General features: G+C 30.0%; 15 protein-coding genes and 1 pseudogene. 2 read left to right on the top strand and 14 right to left on the bottom strand.

Annotated features, from left to right (window positions below; translation table 11 throughout):
* Positions 1–55: 55 nt before the first annotated feature.
* The 8 genes and pseudogenes from J4863_RS08745 to J4863_RS08780 form a co-directional block, all read right to left on the bottom strand.
* Positions 56–436 (bottom strand): DUF1304 domain-containing protein, encoded by a 381-nt coding sequence (locus J4863_RS08745; protein ID WP_211618342.1) that lies wholly within the window; start codon positions 434–436, stop codon positions 56–58.
* Between the two features lie 164 nt (positions 437–600).
* The gene (map, locus tag J4863_RS08750) at positions 601–1,374 is read right to left on the bottom strand and encodes a type I methionyl aminopeptidase (protein ID WP_211618343.1); all 774 of its coding nucleotides are present in this window, start codon (positions 1,372–1,374) and stop codon (positions 601–603) included.
* Between the two features lie 15 nt (positions 1,375–1,389).
* Positions 1,390–2,019, bottom strand: a complete 630-nt coding sequence (locus J4863_RS08755; protein WP_211618344.1) for an adenylate kinase — start codon at positions 2,017–2,019, stop codon at positions 1,390–1,392.
* Positions 2,020–2,201: 182 nt separating this feature from the next.
* Positions 2,202–2,492: pseudogene (locus J4863_RS08760) on the bottom strand (cation:dicarboxylate symporter family transporter); the annotation flags it as partial.
* A 112-nt stretch (positions 2,493–2,604) separates the two neighbouring features.
* The gene (locus J4863_RS08765; protein ID WP_211618345.1) at positions 2,605–3,702 is read right to left on the bottom strand and encodes an RNA-guided endonuclease TnpB family protein; all 1,098 of its coding nucleotides are present in this window, start codon (positions 3,700–3,702) and stop codon (positions 2,605–2,607) included.
* Positions 3,703–3,853: 151 nt separating this feature from the next.
* A complete protein-coding gene (locus J4863_RS08770) occupies positions 3,854–4,780 on the bottom strand; it encodes a cation:dicarboxylate symporter family transporter (protein ID WP_211618346.1) in 927 nt (308 codons plus the stop codon).
* A 160-nt stretch (positions 4,781–4,940) separates the two neighbouring features.
* Positions 4,941–6,374 carry a glycoside hydrolase family 1 protein gene (locus tag J4863_RS08775; protein ID WP_211618347.1) on the bottom strand — a complete coding sequence of 478 codons (1,434 nt, stop codon included), beginning with the start codon at positions 6,372–6,374 and terminating at the stop codon, positions 4,941–4,943.
* A gap of 103 nt (positions 6,375–6,477) precedes the next feature.
* Entirely contained in the window at positions 6,478–6,624 is a 147-nt protein-coding gene (locus J4863_RS08780) for a hypothetical protein (protein ID WP_211618348.1), read from the bottom strand.
* Between the two features lie 172 nt (positions 6,625–6,796).
* Between J4863_RS08780 and J4863_RS08785 the strand changes: the two genes are divergently transcribed.
* Both J4863_RS08785 and J4863_RS08790 read left to right on the top strand, forming a co-directional pair.
* Positions 6,797–7,771 carry a type I phosphomannose isomerase catalytic subunit gene (locus J4863_RS08785; RefSeq protein WP_211618349.1) on the top strand — a complete coding sequence of 325 codons (975 nt, stop codon included), beginning with the start codon at positions 6,797–6,799 and terminating at the stop codon, positions 7,769–7,771.
* A 30-nt stretch (positions 7,772–7,801) separates the two neighbouring features.
* Entirely contained in the window at positions 7,802–9,010 is a 1,209-nt protein-coding gene (locus tag J4863_RS08790) for a MalY/PatB family protein (RefSeq protein ID WP_211618350.1), read from the top strand.
* A gap of 321 nt (positions 9,011–9,331) precedes the next feature.
* Here the strand turns inward: J4863_RS08790 and J4863_RS08795 are convergent, their stop codons facing one another.
* From J4863_RS08795 to J4863_RS08820, 6 genes are all read right to left on the bottom strand, one after another.
* A complete protein-coding gene (locus J4863_RS08795) occupies positions 9,332–9,976 on the bottom strand; it encodes a hypothetical protein (protein ID WP_211618351.1) in 645 nt (214 codons plus the stop codon).
* Positions 9,977–10,001: 25 nt separating this feature from the next.
* Entirely contained in the window at positions 10,002–11,024 is a 1,023-nt protein-coding gene (locus J4863_RS08800; RefSeq protein ID WP_211618352.1) for a glycosyltransferase family 4 protein, read from the bottom strand.
* A complete protein-coding gene (locus J4863_RS08805; RefSeq protein ID WP_211618353.1) occupies positions 10,927–12,189 on the bottom strand; it encodes a glycosyltransferase in 1,263 nt (420 codons plus the stop codon). Before J4863_RS08805 ends, J4863_RS08800 begins: the two co-directional genes overlap by 98 nt.
* Positions 12,190–12,192: 3 nt before the next feature.
* On the bottom strand, positions 12,193–13,071 hold the full coding sequence (gene ylqF, locus J4863_RS08810; protein ID WP_211618354.1) for a ribosome biogenesis GTPase YlqF: 879 nt from the start codon (positions 13,069–13,071) through the stop codon (positions 12,193–12,195).
* A gap of 83 nt (positions 13,072–13,154) precedes the next feature.
* A complete protein-coding gene (rsmI, locus tag J4863_RS08815) occupies positions 13,155–13,817 on the bottom strand; it encodes a 16S rRNA (cytidine(1402)-2'-O)-methyltransferase (RefSeq protein WP_211618355.1) in 663 nt (220 codons plus the stop codon).
* Positions 13,818–13,912: 95 nt separating this feature from the next.
* Positions 13,913–15,259, bottom strand: a complete 1,347-nt coding sequence (locus J4863_RS08820; RefSeq protein ID WP_211618356.1) for a S41 family peptidase — start codon at positions 15,257–15,259, stop codon at positions 13,913–13,915.

Here is a 15,259-nt window from a genome sequence, read left to right on the forward strand (position 1 = left end):
AAAGCTATCTCAATACTTCTAAATAATCACGTCATACATACTCATAAATTCATTTCTACAAAATTATATACATCCCTGTAGATATTAGTGCTAGAAGTGCTGGAATTCCTTGAATGTAAAATATTTTCTTATTAGATGTTATAGAACCATAAATTGCAGCACAAAGAACACAAGTCAAAAAGAAAAATGATAACTGATATCTAAAAATACCTGTTTCTGTCAAACTCCACAACAGTCCTACTGCAAGAAAAGCATTATACAAACCTTGATTTGAAAATAAATTTTTAACACGTTCATCTTTTAGAAATTCTGAATCTAATCCAAAAGCTTTTTGAGCAGTTTCACTTTCATTGAAAAACATTTCTAATACAAAAATATAAATATGTTCCAATGCTATGAATAACGTTAAAAGTGCTGATAATATTAATAACAACATTTTTCCTCCTTTCTTTGCAAAAGCAAAATTTTTAATTTTTTCTAGTGATATGAAAAAACTGTCTAAAAATAGCTCTATTTTTAAACAGTTTTCATTATTTTTAGTTTTAGTTTTAATTTAATAAATTTATCAAAAAATTTTTTAATTTTAAATTCTAAAATAATTTAGTCATTTACACTTAAAATAACTGGCTTCCCATCAATAATGGCGATACTATGTTCGTATTGTGCTGATCTTTTTCCATCTTTTGTTACGGCTGTCCACATATCTGGCAAGATTTTTACTCTGTAAGTTCCTACATTTACCATTGGTTCGATTGTGATTACCATTCCATCTTCAATTTTTGCACCAGTTCCAGCTCTTCCGTAATTTGGTACCATTGGGTCTTCGTGCATTTCTTTTCCACAACCGTGTCCAGCAAAGTCTCTTACTAAAGAAAATCCATATTTTTCAACGTATTCTTGAATTGCAGCTCCGATGTCTCCTATTCTGTTTCCAGCTCTTGATGCTTCGATTCCAATTTCTCTTGCTTTTTCAGTTACTTCCATCAATTTTTTAGAAGTTTCGTCAATTTCACCTACAGCATAAGTTATTGCTGCATCTCCAAAATATCCATCTAAAACAGTAACTGTATCAATTGTCAAAATATCCCCTTCTTTTAAAATTTGTTTTTTGCTAGGAATTCCGTGTACAACAACTTCGTTTACAGAAATACAAGTTGCTGCTGGATATGGTGGGTAAGGTCTTCCAATGTCATATCCTTTTGTTCCTGGAATTGCACCTTTACTTCTTATAAAATCTTCTGATATTTGATCCAATTCGTAAGTGCTAATTCCTGCTTTTATGTATTTAGGCAATACTTCTTCAAATAATTGTGCAATAATGTGATTTGCAGCTTTTATTTTTTTTATTTCATCTAATGTTTTGTAAATTATCATTTTAATACTTCTTTCCTATTTTTCTAAAATTTCAATAATGTCTTTTGTAATATTTTCTAATCCTTGTGCACCGTCTACTTCATAAACTTTATTTTGTTTTTTATAGAAATCTAACACAGGTGCTGTTTGTTCGTTATAAACTGCCAATCTTTTTTTAACAGTTTCTTCGTTGTCATCTGCTCTTTGTTCTAAATCTTCTAATTTTTCATCTACTGGCGGATTATATTTAATGTGATAAATTTTTCCAGTCACTTTTGATACTCTTCTTCCAGTAATTCTTTCAATAATTTCATCATCGCTTACTTCTAAAGCAATTACTTTATCAATTTCTTTTCCAATTTTTTTCATAATTTTGTCTAATTCTTCTGCTTGTGCAACAGTTCTTGGAAATCCATCTAAAATGAATCCTTTTTCGCAATCAGCTTCTTGCAATCTAGCTTCTACTAATCCATTTACGATTTCATCAGAAACCAATTGACCTTGATCCATTAACTTTTTAGCTTCCAATCCAAGTGGAGTTTTATTTGCAATCGCACCTCTTAAAATGTCCCCTGTTGAAATTTGAGGAATTTCATATTTTTTGATTAATTCTTTCGCTTGAGTTCCTTTTCCTGCTCCTGGAGCACCAAATAATATTATATTCATTATCTTTCATAGTATGTTTGGTCGAAAACATACTCTCCTTTCTTTAATTTCTATTTTTAATAATTTTACCATATTTTTTAGTAAATTTGAATTGCATTTTTCTTGATATTTAGATTACTAGACTTAAACTTTGCTTTTTATACAAAATTTAGTACCTCATCTCTAAATTATAGTTTTTTGGATTATTTTGTAATATCCTTTTTTATAAACTTGTGATAAATTGTATCTACAACCACTGCAATCGCATTATCTCCTGAAACATTAGCTGCTGTTCCAAAACTATCTTGAGTTATATACAAAGCAATAAGTAACGTTCCTAATGGTCCTGCTGAATTAATTCCAACCATTCCTAAAAATGGTAATGCTGACATTATTGCTCCTCCTGGGGCTCCTGGGGCTGCTACCATTGCGACTCCTAGAGTCATTATGAATGGAACAATGATTGCTAAACTATGTGACATATTATTCATCAGTGAACTACTCCCGCTTGTAGAAGCGGGAGCTTCTTGGGAAGTATCTGCTTTTGTTAGCCAAATATATTTACCAAGCTCTTCGGGTAGTTCCTACCCTGTCTTCTTTTATTTTTTAATATTTCAACATTGCTTTTCCAATGTTTTTTATATTCAATGCCGCATTATAATCCCTATCAATTTCAATTCCACAGCACTCACATTTATAACTTCTTTCTGATAATTTCAGTTCATCTTTAACATTTCCACATCTACTACAAGTTTTCGATGACGGAAACCACTTATCTATCTTCAAAAATTGTTTCCCTAAAAACATCAGTTTATACTCAAGCATTCTCAAAAACATTCCCCATCCATTATCTCCTACACTTTTCCCAAAATTTAATGCCTGGCTCATCCCTTTCATATTCAAATCCTCAACAACCACAGCATTATATTCTTCAGACAATTTTTTCGACAATTTATGTAGAAAATCTCTTCGACAATTCTTGATATACTCATGCAATTTTGATATTTTCGCTTTTTGATTATACCAATTTTTAGAAAATTTTACTTTCCTTGATAAGGATTTTTGTAATTTTTTTAATTTTTTCTCCAACATCTTAAAATATCTTGGATAATCAGCCCTTTGGTTTTCAGAGCTGACAAATAATTCAGACATTGAAAAATCAAGTCCAATTATTTTATTGCTACTTGGCATTTTTTGAATTTCTTTTTCAAATTCCGTCAAAATAGAAACATAATAATTTCCATTGCTGTTTGTCAATGTTGCCGACTTTATCTTGTAATCCTTCGGTATTTCTCTATGATATTTTAATTTTATTCTTTTCAATTTTGGCAAAACCAAATATTTGTTTTCCTCAATTCTTATCGAATTATTCACACAATTTGTCGTGTAACTTTTAACACTTTTCTTTTTAGATTTGAACTTTGGAAACTTTGCTCTCTTTTGAAAAAAATTCGTAAACGATCGTCTCACATTCAATTGAGCATTTGAAAGTGCCAAACTGTCCACTTCTTTTAAAAATTGGTTTTCACTTTTCAAACTGGCAGGTGTAATTATTTTATTTTTTCCAGTTTCTTCATAAATTTTATTAGCAATATATAAAATCGTATTGTAAACAAAACGGACACATCCAAAAGTCTTATTTATCAATAATTCCTGCTCCTTATTTGGATAAATTCTGTATTTGAATGCTAAATTATATTTCATAAATTACACCTCCTTTTGATTTTGAATATCATTTTTAATTATTTCTCTTCGATATTTTATACAAAAATTGTATCATAGGCATATCCTTTTTTCAATTTTTTTTACAAAAAAAGCAATTCATCTCCCACTTATAGAAGTCGGAGACTTCTTGCTATCTTTTTGTTAAAACGGCGGTAACACAGCTTGTTATTGTGATAATACTTCCTGCCATATGAATTGTTGCACAAAGTGGTACGACAAAATCTCTTATTTGCTCTGAAACACCATTATTTCTTGCACATTCCACATTTACAGGAATTGTTGCGGCTGATGATTGTGTTCCTAAAGCTGTGATATAGCCAGGAATTTGATTTTTCAATAATTTTATTGGATTTTTCTTTCCAATCGCACCTGCTCCTACAAAAAGCGCTATTAAATATGCAATATGCAACAATAATACACAAATAAAAACTTTAATAAATATTGACATTACCGTGAAAACACTTCCACTATGAGCCATATTCGCAAAAGTTCCAAAAATGTAAAGTGGCAAAATTGGAATAATTGATGTTGACAAAACTTTTACTATTATTTCTGAAAAATCAGAGAATAATTGATAAATTGTTTCACCTTTTTGATATCCTGTTGTTCGTAACCAGCTTATTGCTAGTCCCATTATGAACGAAAATACAACGGCTGAAGTTACATCTAATAACGGTGGCAAACTTATTTCAAAAAAAGGTTTTAGCATGTTTTCTTCTGGATTTCCAATTTTTATTAAAACACTTCCGTCAATGATGTGTGGAAAGACTGTCGATGCCATTATGTAGGCAAGTGATCCAGCGACAACTGTTGAAGTGTATGCAATAAGTGTTGTGATTCCTAACAATTTCCCTGCACCTTGTGTTAAATCTGCAATTCCAATTACTACAAATCCAATAATCATTAACGGTATAATGAATGTTAAATATTTACTAAACAGTCCTGAAAAAGTTACTGCTATCCTAATAATCGGTTCTGGCAAAACTAATCCTGCTCCAATACCAAGAACTATCGCAATCAAAAGCCTCGATACCAATCCTATTTTAAATTTTTTCATTTTTTCTCCCTTCAAATTATTTTTATTAATTTTAAAATTTTTTCTTAAATAAATTATATCATAAAATCTCAATATTTTATCCTAAAACTTATATGAGTTTTTTTTGAAAAAAATTTAAAAAACAGGATGATAAAATTACCACCCTGTTATTCAAAAAACATTAATCTAAATCTTCTCCATTACTTGCAATTACCTTTTTATACCAGTCAAATGATTTCTTTTTATAACGATTTAATGAACCAGTTCCATCATCATTTCTGTCTACATAAATATATCCGTATCTTTTACTCATTTGAGCTGTTGATGCAGAAACTAAATCAATACAACCCCAAGAAGTATATCCTAGCACTTCTACTCCGTCTTCAATCGCTTCTCTCACTTGTTCCAAATGTCTTCTCAAATAATCAATTCTATAATCATCTTCAACTGTTGGGCCATTAGGTCCATCAACTAAAACATCTTTTGCTCCAAGTCCGTTTTCTACGATAAATAATGGAATTTGGTATCTGTCATAAAAATCATTCAATACAATTCTAAGTCCAACTGGATCAACTTGCCAACCCCATTCACTTGATTCTAAATATGGATTTTTCAATCCACCTAGCAAGTTACCTTTTCCACCTTGATAATCTTGCGGATTATGTGCTGCAGCAACACTCACATAATACGAGAACGATACAAAATCAACTGGATTTTCAGCTAATAATTTTTCATCACCTTCAGCAAATTCAATATTTATATTATTTTCTTTAAAATATCTTCTTGCATATGCTGGATATTTTCCTTTCACATGCACATCAGCAAATAAATAATTTTCTCTCTCAAATTGTCTTACTGCTAATGTATCAAGTGGATGCGATGTCATTGGATAAGCTGGCATTGATAGAATCATACATCCAATTTTGAAATCTGGATTAATTTCATGTCCAACTTTTGTAGCTAGTGCAGAAGCCACTAATTCATTGTGAACTGCTTGATACAATTCCTGTTTAGTAGGTTTCACTTCTCCATCAGTTGGAATTCCTCCACTCATAAATGGAGCGTGTAAAACAGAATTTATCTCATTAAATGTCAACCAGTATTTTACCTTATCTTTATATCTTTCAAACACTGTACGAGCATATCTTTCAAAAAATTCAATTAATTTTCTATTTGTCCATCCATTATATTCTCTTGCCAAATGAAGTGGTGTTTCATAATGTGACAATGTTACAAGTGGTTCAATCCCATATTTTGCCATTTCATCAAATACATCATCATAAAATTTTAGTCCTTCTTCATTTGGTTCCGATTCATCTCCTTTTGGAAAAATTCTACTCCAAGCAATTGAAAGTCTAAATACTTTAAATCCCATTTCTGCAAACAAAGCTATATCTTCTTTATATCTGTGATAAAAATCAATTCCTTTTAATTTCAAATTATCTTCTGTCGGCTCTTTCGTAATCAACACTTCTCCACCAACATTTGCTCCACCTTTTGGAGTTACATCTTGTACTGATAACCCTTTTCCATCTTCGTTATATGCTCCTTCAAGCTGATTTGCAGCAGTAGCTCCTCCCCATAAAAATCCTTCTGGAAATCTTTTATTAGCCATTTTTCTCCTCCTAATCATTTATTTTAATTCTAACCTTTTTTATTTTAAATCATTTTTAATAAAATATCAAAATTTTTTGAATTTTACTTTTAAAACTACCTAATTACTTAACAATTGTAATTAATTCATCTCCAAATTCAACATTTTTCTTTTTCATTTCAAGTACGTCTAAATATTCTGTCAATACATATCCAGCTTTCTTAATTTCATCAATGTCAATTTCTAACATTAAACACGAAAAAATAATCATATTTATTAACCAAGGTTTTGCCTGCCTAACAGTAACAATCCATTTATAAGAAAGTTATACTATTTTTTCAAATTTATCAATAACCCAAAATTTAAATATCCCTACTTGTCTTTTTACTGCTAAAATGATATTATTTACTTAACAATTTTAAAAAAAGTTAAGGAGAATAATTATGTTGTATCCAATGCGTTTTAAAAAAGTTTTTATTGAAAAAGTTTGGGGCGGTCGTGCGTTTGAGGAAAAATTAAATATGCAATTGCCTAAAGATAAAAATATCGGAGAATCTTGGGAAGTTTCAGCACATCCAAATGGAATGGGAATTGTTGAAAATGGGCCTCTTGCGGGAAAAACTTTACAAGAAATTTATTCCGAATACAAAGATAAATTAGTTGGTGAAAAACCTTACCAAAATTACAAAGATAGATTTCCATTATTGATAAAATATTTAGATGTTAATGATCGACTTTCTATTCAAGTTCATCCTAGTGATGAAGTTGCGTTAAAAAAACATAATGAATTAGGAAAGAGTGAATCTTGGTTTATTATGGAAGCTAGTGATGATGCTACTTTGATTATGGGTATGAAAGAAGGCGTTACGAAAGAGGAATTTTTGAGAAAAACAAAAGAAAATAATTTTGAGGGATTATTTAATGAAATTACTGTGAAAAAGGGCGATTTAATTGATATTGTGCCTGGAATGGTTCATGCTTCTTTGAAGGGAAGTGTAATTTTTGCTGAAATTCAGGAAAATTCTGATATAACTTATAGAATTTATGATTTTGATAGAATTCAAAATGGTAAAAAAAGAGAATTGCATTTGGATGATGCCGCAGAAGTTATTGATTTTAATCAAAAACCTATAATTACTCATACAAATTTCGTTGGTAATGAAACTAGAAAAACGATTATTAGGAAAAAATATTATTCGATTGATAGAATTAAAGTTTCTGGAAATTTTGATGATGTTTGTCATGAGAGTATGATTATTTACTCTATTTTAGAGGGGAAAGGTACTATTTCTCATAAAAATGAAAATGGGGAAATTATTTCGCTTGAAATTCAAAAGGGAGAAAGTTTGTTAGTGCCTGTAAATATTGAGGTTAAATTGAATGGAGAATTGGAGATTTTGAGAACTATTATTGAATAAAACTCTACAAAAAATGAAAGGTGTGATATTATGAAATACAACTTTGATGAAATTATTGATAGAAAAAATAATCATTCTGTTAAATATAATGAATTGGCTAGATTTGGATTTGAGCATAGGAAAGAGCCTGAAGACTTCATTCCTTTGTGGATTGCGGATATGGATTTTAAAACTGCTCAACCCATTATTGATGCACTTGAAAAAAAGGCTCAGCACGGAATTTTTGGGTATGTTTATCGTCCTGATGAATATTTTGAATCTTTTATTAACTGGCAAAAGAAAAGATTTGGATGGGAGCCTAGAAAAGAGCTTTTGAGCTTTAGTATTGGTGTTGTGCCCACGCTTGGATCGTTGATAAAATTATTTTCTAAAGAAGGGGATACTATTTTGATTCAGCCCCCTGTTTATTCGGAATTTTACGATATTAGTACTGACAACAAAAGAATTATTTTAGAAAATAAATTTAAAGAAAAAAATGGAGTTTTCACTGTTGATTTGGAAGATTTGGAAGAAAAATTGAAGCAACATCCAAAATTATTTATCTTTTGTAATCCGCATAATCCTTTGGGACATGTTTGGAGTCGTGAAGAATTGAAAGCGATTGGAAATTTGTGTATAAAATATAATGTACCTGTTATTTCTGATGAAATTCACGCTGATTTGACTCTTTGGGGAAACCAACATATTCCAATGGCAAGTGTTTCAGAGGAAATTAGACAAAATACGATAACTTGTACTGCTACTGGGAAAGCCTTTAATTTAGCTGGTTTACAATCTGCAACAATTGTATTCAATAATATCGAAAATAAAACGAGATTTGATAGATTTTGGAAAGATTTGGAAGTTCACAGAAATAATCCTTTTAATTTGGTTGCAACTATTGCTGCTTATACAGAAGGTGAAGATTATTTAATTCAATTAATCGACTATTTGGAAAAAAATATTCTTTTCTTAAATGATTTTATGAAAAAAAATATTCCGTTAATTAAGCCTAATGTTCCACAAGCTACTTACTTAGTTTGGCTAGATTGCCGTGAATTGATGGAAAAATATAATTTGAATCAAGATGAATTGGAAAAATTTATTTATCAAAAGGCAAAAATAGGATTAAATTCTTGTCGTGCATTTAATCATGGTTCGAATGGATTTATGCGTATTAACACTGCTTGTCCGAGAAGTGTATTGGAAAGAGCGTTAAAACAATTGGAAACAGCTTGTAATGAGTTAGAAAGTAAATAATCTCAAAATAATTTTTATTATAAAGTAAATTGAGAGTGTCCAGAATTTTGTGTAAACTAATAGATAAATCTAGTAAATTCAGTACTTTGCTATTCTATTTACGACAAAAATTTTACACTCTCTATAAATTTAGAAGATTTTTAAAAATTAAAAATTTATTGAGAGTGTCATTTTCAGGACACTCTCTTTTAATTTCGTTGTCAATTTCCTTTTTAGCCATAATAAAAACCTCCAAATGATATATAGTTTTTTTACTACATATTATTTAGAGGTTTACACAAAAATTTTTACATATCTCTACAATTTCTTTAAAAAAATTTCTTAAAATAAATCATTTGATAAATTGAATGACATTATTTTCATTAGATCTTTATTCTTTTTAAAATCCATTTGCGGAACCCATTCTCCATCAACTTTTTCAAAATAAATTTTCATATTTTCTTGAGTGTATTTTAAATCTTTTCTATCTAAAATTTTACTAAACTCTTTAACTGTCGTATCCATAATATTCCCAAAAACATCTTTTAGTTTTGTATTTTTATCTAAATTTCCAAATTTTGATTCAAAAGACTTTTCAATTTCACCACTATAGGAATTAAAATCAGGCATTTTCACAAATACTTCCACAATACCTTCATTCCCTTTTTGAGTAACTTTTGTTATATTATAACTCATTTTATCATATGCTTTCTTGTAAAAATTTTTCAAATCACTATTTTGATCTAATTGTAATAATGCTGGTGACATCTCTTTAACAAAACCTCTTAACTCCTTCGGCATTTCATTTATTGCTTCATCAATATCACTCTGAGTTAACTTATCTGTATCGTCTATTCCTTTTTCTGATTTTAAATCTTGCATAAATCTATCGAAACTAGCTCTAATCTCATTTTCTGCACTACTCTTTTTAGCCGAAAAACTTAACATCGCAACCATTAGAAATAGTGAAACTACAATTTTTTTCATAAATTTTCTCCTTTTTATTCTATATTTATTTTCCAAAATTTTCTAACACATATTCATAATATTCTTTATATTTCTTACCAATTTCTGTCAAATCTCTTTCTTTTGCAAGTTCATACGCATTTTTCACGATTTCATCTAAATTTTCCACTTCACCATTAACAACTTTTCTCAATTTTTCTATAAATCCTGTATTATTCTTAGCTTTAAAACAGTTAACTCCATCTTTTAGCCATTTATTATAAACAGGAATATCTCTGACAACTATTGGCAATTGAGCAGACAACGCTTCCAACACAACAATCCCTTCATTCTCCTCATATGTCATAAACAAAAAGGCTTTTGCAGCACTAAATGCTCCAATCAACATATCTTTCTCAACATATCCAGGAAAAATCATATTTTTAGGCGGATTTTCAATTATATGCTGAATTTTTTTCGGCAACATCGATTTTATACTCGACGAACCAAACCACATAAATTGATAATCTTTCCTTTTTTCTGCAAGTTTCATAAAATCTTGGATACCTTTTCTCTCAAACGGCAATCCTGCTGTAATCACCAACGGCTTATCAATCTTATATTCTTCCAAAAATTTATTTTTCAATTCTTCATTTTTACAAAAATTCTTCGTATCGACACCATTTGAAATTACCCGTATTTCCTTATCTTTTCTCAAATACTTCGTTTTAATTAAATTTTTTGTATACTCGCTCGGAGAAATCAAATAATCTGCACTATTGTATAATATTTTTGTCCAAAATTTTATAATCGGTGCAATTTGATTACTAAATTTCACACTTCCTCTAAAATCTTCGTAAGTTGTATGCGTGTGGTAAATTACTGGTATCCCTCTTTTTTTCGCTTGTCGCAACACTTGAAAAGATTTTAATCCAATCGTATTTATATGCGCTAAATCATAATCATCTTTTTCATCCAAAGTAAATTCAACATTATTTGCTCCAAGGGCTTCTTTTTGATGATTTAGGGCTTGCCCAACGCCGGATTTGCTGAATAAATTTTTCCCCTCTGAAAATAGTAAAACTTTCATCTACATCATACTCCTCTATCGTTTTTTTATATACTGCTTCCACCCTTTCACCAAATTTTTCAGATGTATAATCTTGTGAAACTTTAAAAGCATTTTTTATTATTTTATCTTTAAATTCTTTATCTTCTTTCAATTTTTTTAAATTAGCAATAAATTCTTCCTCATTTTTATAAACAAGTCCTGCTTCATTTTTTACTAATAAGTCTTCCAAATTCAAATCATATCTCGCATTAACAGGCACTTCTGCCGCCATCGCCTCAACAAAAGTCAATCCTTGTGTTTCAGAAATACTCGCATTCAAAAATACATCTCCAATTTGATAGTAAATCGGAACATTCTCGTGCGGAACCTCTCCAACAAAAATCACTCTATCCAAAATTCCCAAACTTTCAGCCTGTTCCTTCAATTTATCCCCAATATCTCCAAAACTTTTCCCAACAATCATAAATTTATAATTAGGATCATCAATTTTTGCAAACATCTCAATCAATAAATCAATACTTTTTTCTTCAGCCACTCTTCCAATGTAAACACACAAAAAGTCAGTGTCTTTTATTTTATAATTTTCCTTGATAAACTCTCTATCTTCATCTGTATAATTTTCTCGATAAAATTTCTTAATATCAAGTCCCGTTGGAATGACATTCATTTCCTTTTCAACATCATACGAATACAAAATATCTTCAACTTTTCTTGTTGGAACAATCAAAGCGTTACATTTATCACAATAAAATTTACTTATCGCAGCTGCAATTTTTTTTGCTTGAGCTACCATATGTCCTCTAAAAATGTAGTGTGTATAGTATTCATACAACGTGTGATAAGTGTGAACCAATGGTATATGCAATTTTGTTGCCACAAATCTCGAAAAAGTTCCAACTCCCCATTCCGTCTGCGAATGAATGATATCCAACTCCAATTTTTTTATCTTCTTAACAATTTTCGGCGAATACATCAATCCCAATCTATACTGTGGTGCCGGCTTAAACTCCACGCTTGGAATTCTCAACACATTTGGCTCGACAGTCGGTGCATCTGGATCAGTTGTCGTTATGATATAAACCTTATGTCCTCTTTTTCTCAGCTGTTGCTCTAAAGTTGTAATCGAGCTAACAACTCCATTTACTTGCGGTCTATACGTATCAGTAAATATCCCAACTCTCATATCTCACTCTCCTTCTGGCAATTCTAAAAAGAATTTCCCAATTTTTCCCATTCTATAATCTTTTAAAAGTCTTCTGGAAATAATTTCATAATTATGTTCATCTTGTTTTGTCACTCCCAGTCTCTTTTCTAAAATTTCTAAAATTTTGTGATCTTCCAATTTATAAATTTCTTCTTTCGTCACAGTTTCACTCAAAGTATACGATTTTATCAAATTCTCTAATTTTTCCAACTCTTTCAATCTATCAATAAATTTCAATGCTACTTGCTCCAATGGTAACACATTATCTTTAATCGATCCAGTTATCGACAAATTAAACGCCACTTTTTCATCCTCAAATTTAGGCCATAAAACTCCTGGGGTATCTAATAATTCTAGCTTATCGTCTATTTTTATCCACTGTTTCCCCTTCGTAAATCCTGGCGTATTTCCTACTCTCGCTTTATTTTTATTCACAAATTTATTAATAAATTTCGATTTTCCAACATTTGGAATCCCAACAATCATCGCTCTTACAGAAGTTTTTCTCAAACCTTTTTTCTTAACTTTCTCCAATTTTTCGTTATAAATTCTATCTGTTATTTTTCTCAATTCATTAAAATTCGTCCCTTTTTCCACGCTCAAAGCTACAAAATAATCTGAAATATGATTTTCCAAGAAATAACTTTCCCATTTTTTCAACTCTTTTGCATCAATTAAATCAATCTTATTCAGAATCACAATTTTCTGTTTTCCATTCGCTAACTTTGAAATATCAGGATTTTTACTTGATAACGGTATTCTCGCATCCAGAATTTCTATTACGATATCTATTATTTTTAAATTTTCTACAATTAGTTCCTTAGTTTTTTTCATATGGCCTGGATACCAGTTTATATTCATAATTTTCTCTCTTTCAATAAAATTTCTTCTAGTTTTTATTATTACAAAAAATAATAAAAAATGCTTTTAAAATAAGATTTCCACTAATCTTTTGCTCTAATAAACAAAACAATTTCCCCTTTTATAGGTTTTTCTTCAAGTCTTTCAATTATTTCTGAAACATCGCCTCGTATAATTTCTTCGTACACTTTTGTAAGTTCACGAGTAATTACAACGTATCTTTCACCTAAATATTCTCGTATGTCTTTCAATGTTTTCAAAATTCGATTTGGTGATTCAAGAATTACGATTGTTCTTTCTTCCTCTTTTAGTTTATTAAACAAAGTTTGTCTTCCTTTTTTCTTTGGCAAAAATCCTTCATATGCCATTCTTCTCATATCCAATCCTGATACACTTGCACCTGTAACTATCGAAGAAGCCCCAGGAATTCCAACAACCTTAATTCCTTCTTTCAAGACTTCATTTACAAGCTCATATCCAGGATCTGATATACAAGGCGTTCCCGCATCAGTTACCAACGCAATTTGCTTTTCATCCTTCAACAAATTAACAATATTCTGAATTTGATGAAGTTTATTATGCTCGTGATACTGGTACACAATTTTATCAATCTCATAAAATTTCAATAATTTTTTTGTAACACGAGTATCTTCTGCAAAAATGTAATCGACCTCTTTCAACGTTCTCAAGGCCCTAAACGTTATATCCTCTAAATTTCCTATTGGCGTACCAACAACATAAAACATAATTTCTCCCATTTTCTAATTTATTCTTTAAAAAAAAACTGTCTTGAACCAAAAAAATTCTTTCTTAAATTCAAGACAATTTATCCAATTAATTACTATTTTATACCTAATTTTTTATTCATTTCTTGGATAGCTCTTTTCATTTGAACATCTCCAGCTGCAATAATTTTTTTAGCTTCTTCTGCACCTTTATCTTTTATTAAGATATCTTCAATCTCTTTTTGTCTATTTTTTATAGCTTGTTCACTATCATTTGCATAACCTTTTAATGTCAATAATTCTTCCATATCCACTTTTATATCAGGCGCAATACCTTTTCCATGAATATAGTTCCCTTTCGGTGTGAAATATTGAGCAATAGTTAATTTTATAGCATCATTTGTTCTCAATGGTATAACTTGTTGAACAATTCCTTTACCAAATGTATTTTCTCCAATAATAGTCGCTCTCTTATAATCTTTTAATGCACCTGTAACAATTTCAGAAGCTGAAGCACTTCCTTCATTTGTCAATACTATTAATGGGAAATCTCCTAAATACGGTAAAGTTCTGTTATAATCTTTTCTTCTTCCATCTTTATATTTCAAATAAACAATCAAATTATCTTTTACAAATAATGAAGTAATATCTTGAGCTTCTTGTAACGAACCACCTGGATTAGATCTTAAATCAAAAATCAACCCTCTCATTCCTTTTGCTTTTAAATCTTTTATAGCTTTTTCAACTTCTGTCCCAACATTATTTCCAAATCTCAAAAGACTCACATAACCAATTTTATTTTCAAGCATTTTGCTTTCAACCATTTCAAGTTTAATTTTAGCTCTTGTCATAGTAACTTTGAAAGGTTCTTTTCTACCTTCTCTTACAACTTCTACTTCTACTTTTGTATTTTCCTTACCTTTTAATAATTTTACAGTTTCAGTAGCTGTCAATGGCAATATATCTTTTCCATCAACTTTGGTAATTTTATCTTTTATTCTCATACCAACTTTTTCAGCTGGACTTCCAATAAATGGTGATGCAACTTCTAATGGCTCTCCTTTTTTCTTACTTACACTCATTCCAACACCGACATATTCTCCATCCATATCTTCAGCAAAATCTTTCAAATCTTCTGTTGATAAATATTCAGAATAAGGATCATCTAATTTTCTAACAACACCTTCTACAGCTCCTTTATACAACTCTTCTTTACTTGGTGTTGCAACGTTTTCTGCTGTTTTTTCACCTTTATCATTTTTATTTGTTTTCGTTCCAACAAAATTAGTTTCAATAATATTAATTACATCTACTATTCTATTCAATTCTATTGAATCTTTTGAATATCCTGCGCTCACATTTTTATCATTTACAGCTGATTTTATTACAGTTGTTGCTGCAAATAATGGTGCTCCTGCTAAGATAACTCCCAATACCGCTTGAAGCAATTTACTTTTTTTCAT

The organism is Leptotrichia sp. oral taxon 221 (assembly GCF_018128245.1).
Classification (GTDB): Bacteria; Fusobacteriota; Fusobacteriia; order Fusobacteriales; family Leptotrichiaceae; genus JABCPH02.

Bases quoted from the DNA above. Each gene is read 5' to 3' on its own strand.
- map (WP_211618343.1), bottom strand. From the start codon at position 1,374: ATGATAATTTACAAAACATTAGATGAAATAAAAAAAATAAAAGCTGCA.
- J4863_RS08770 (WP_211618346.1), bottom strand. From the start codon at position 4,780: ATGAAAAAATTTAAAATAGGATTGGTATCGAGGCTTTTGATTGCGATA.
- J4863_RS08755 (WP_211618344.1), bottom strand. From the start codon at position 2,019: ATGAATATAATATTATTTGGTGCTCCAGGAGCAGGAAAAGGAACTCAA.
- J4863_RS08790 (WP_211618350.1), top strand. From the start codon at position 7,802: ATGAAATACAACTTTGATGAAATTATTGATAGAAAAAATAATCATTCT.
- J4863_RS08820 (WP_211618356.1), bottom strand. From the start codon at position 15,259: ATGAAAAAAAGTAAATTGCTTCAAGCGGTATTGGGAGTTATCTTAGCA.
- ylqF (WP_211618354.1), bottom strand. From the start codon at position 13,071: ATGAATATAAACTGGTATCCAGGCCATATGAAAAAAACTAAGGAACTA.
- J4863_RS08795 (WP_211618351.1), bottom strand. From the start codon at position 9,976: ATGAAAAAAATTGTAGTTTCACTATTTCTAATGGTTGCGATGTTAAGT.
- J4863_RS08805 (WP_211618353.1), bottom strand. From the start codon at position 12,189: ATGAGAGTTGGGATATTTACTGATACGTATAGACCGCAAGTAAATGGA.
- J4863_RS08785 (WP_211618349.1), top strand. From the start codon at position 6,797: ATGTTGTATCCAATGCGTTTTAAAAAAGTTTTTATTGAAAAAGTTTGG.
- J4863_RS08780 (WP_211618348.1), bottom strand. From the start codon at position 6,624: ATGATTATTTTTTCGTGTTTAATGTTAGAAATTGACATTGATGAAATT.
- J4863_RS08765 (WP_211618345.1), bottom strand. From the start codon at position 3,702: ATGAAATATAATTTAGCATTCAAATACAGAATTTATCCAAATAAGGAG.
- J4863_RS08775 (WP_211618347.1), bottom strand. From the start codon at position 6,374: ATGGCTAATAAAAGATTTCCAGAAGGATTTTTATGGGGAGGAGCTACT.
- J4863_RS08800 (WP_211618352.1), bottom strand. From the start codon at position 11,024: ATGAAAGTTTTACTATTTTCAGAGGGGAAAAATTTATTCAGCAAATCC.
- J4863_RS08745 (WP_211618342.1), bottom strand. From the start codon at position 436: ATGTTGTTATTAATATTATCAGCACTTTTAACGTTATTCATAGCATTG.
- rsmI (WP_211618355.1), bottom strand. From the start codon at position 13,817: ATGTTTTATGTTGTTGGTACGCCAATAGGAAATTTAGAGGATATAACG.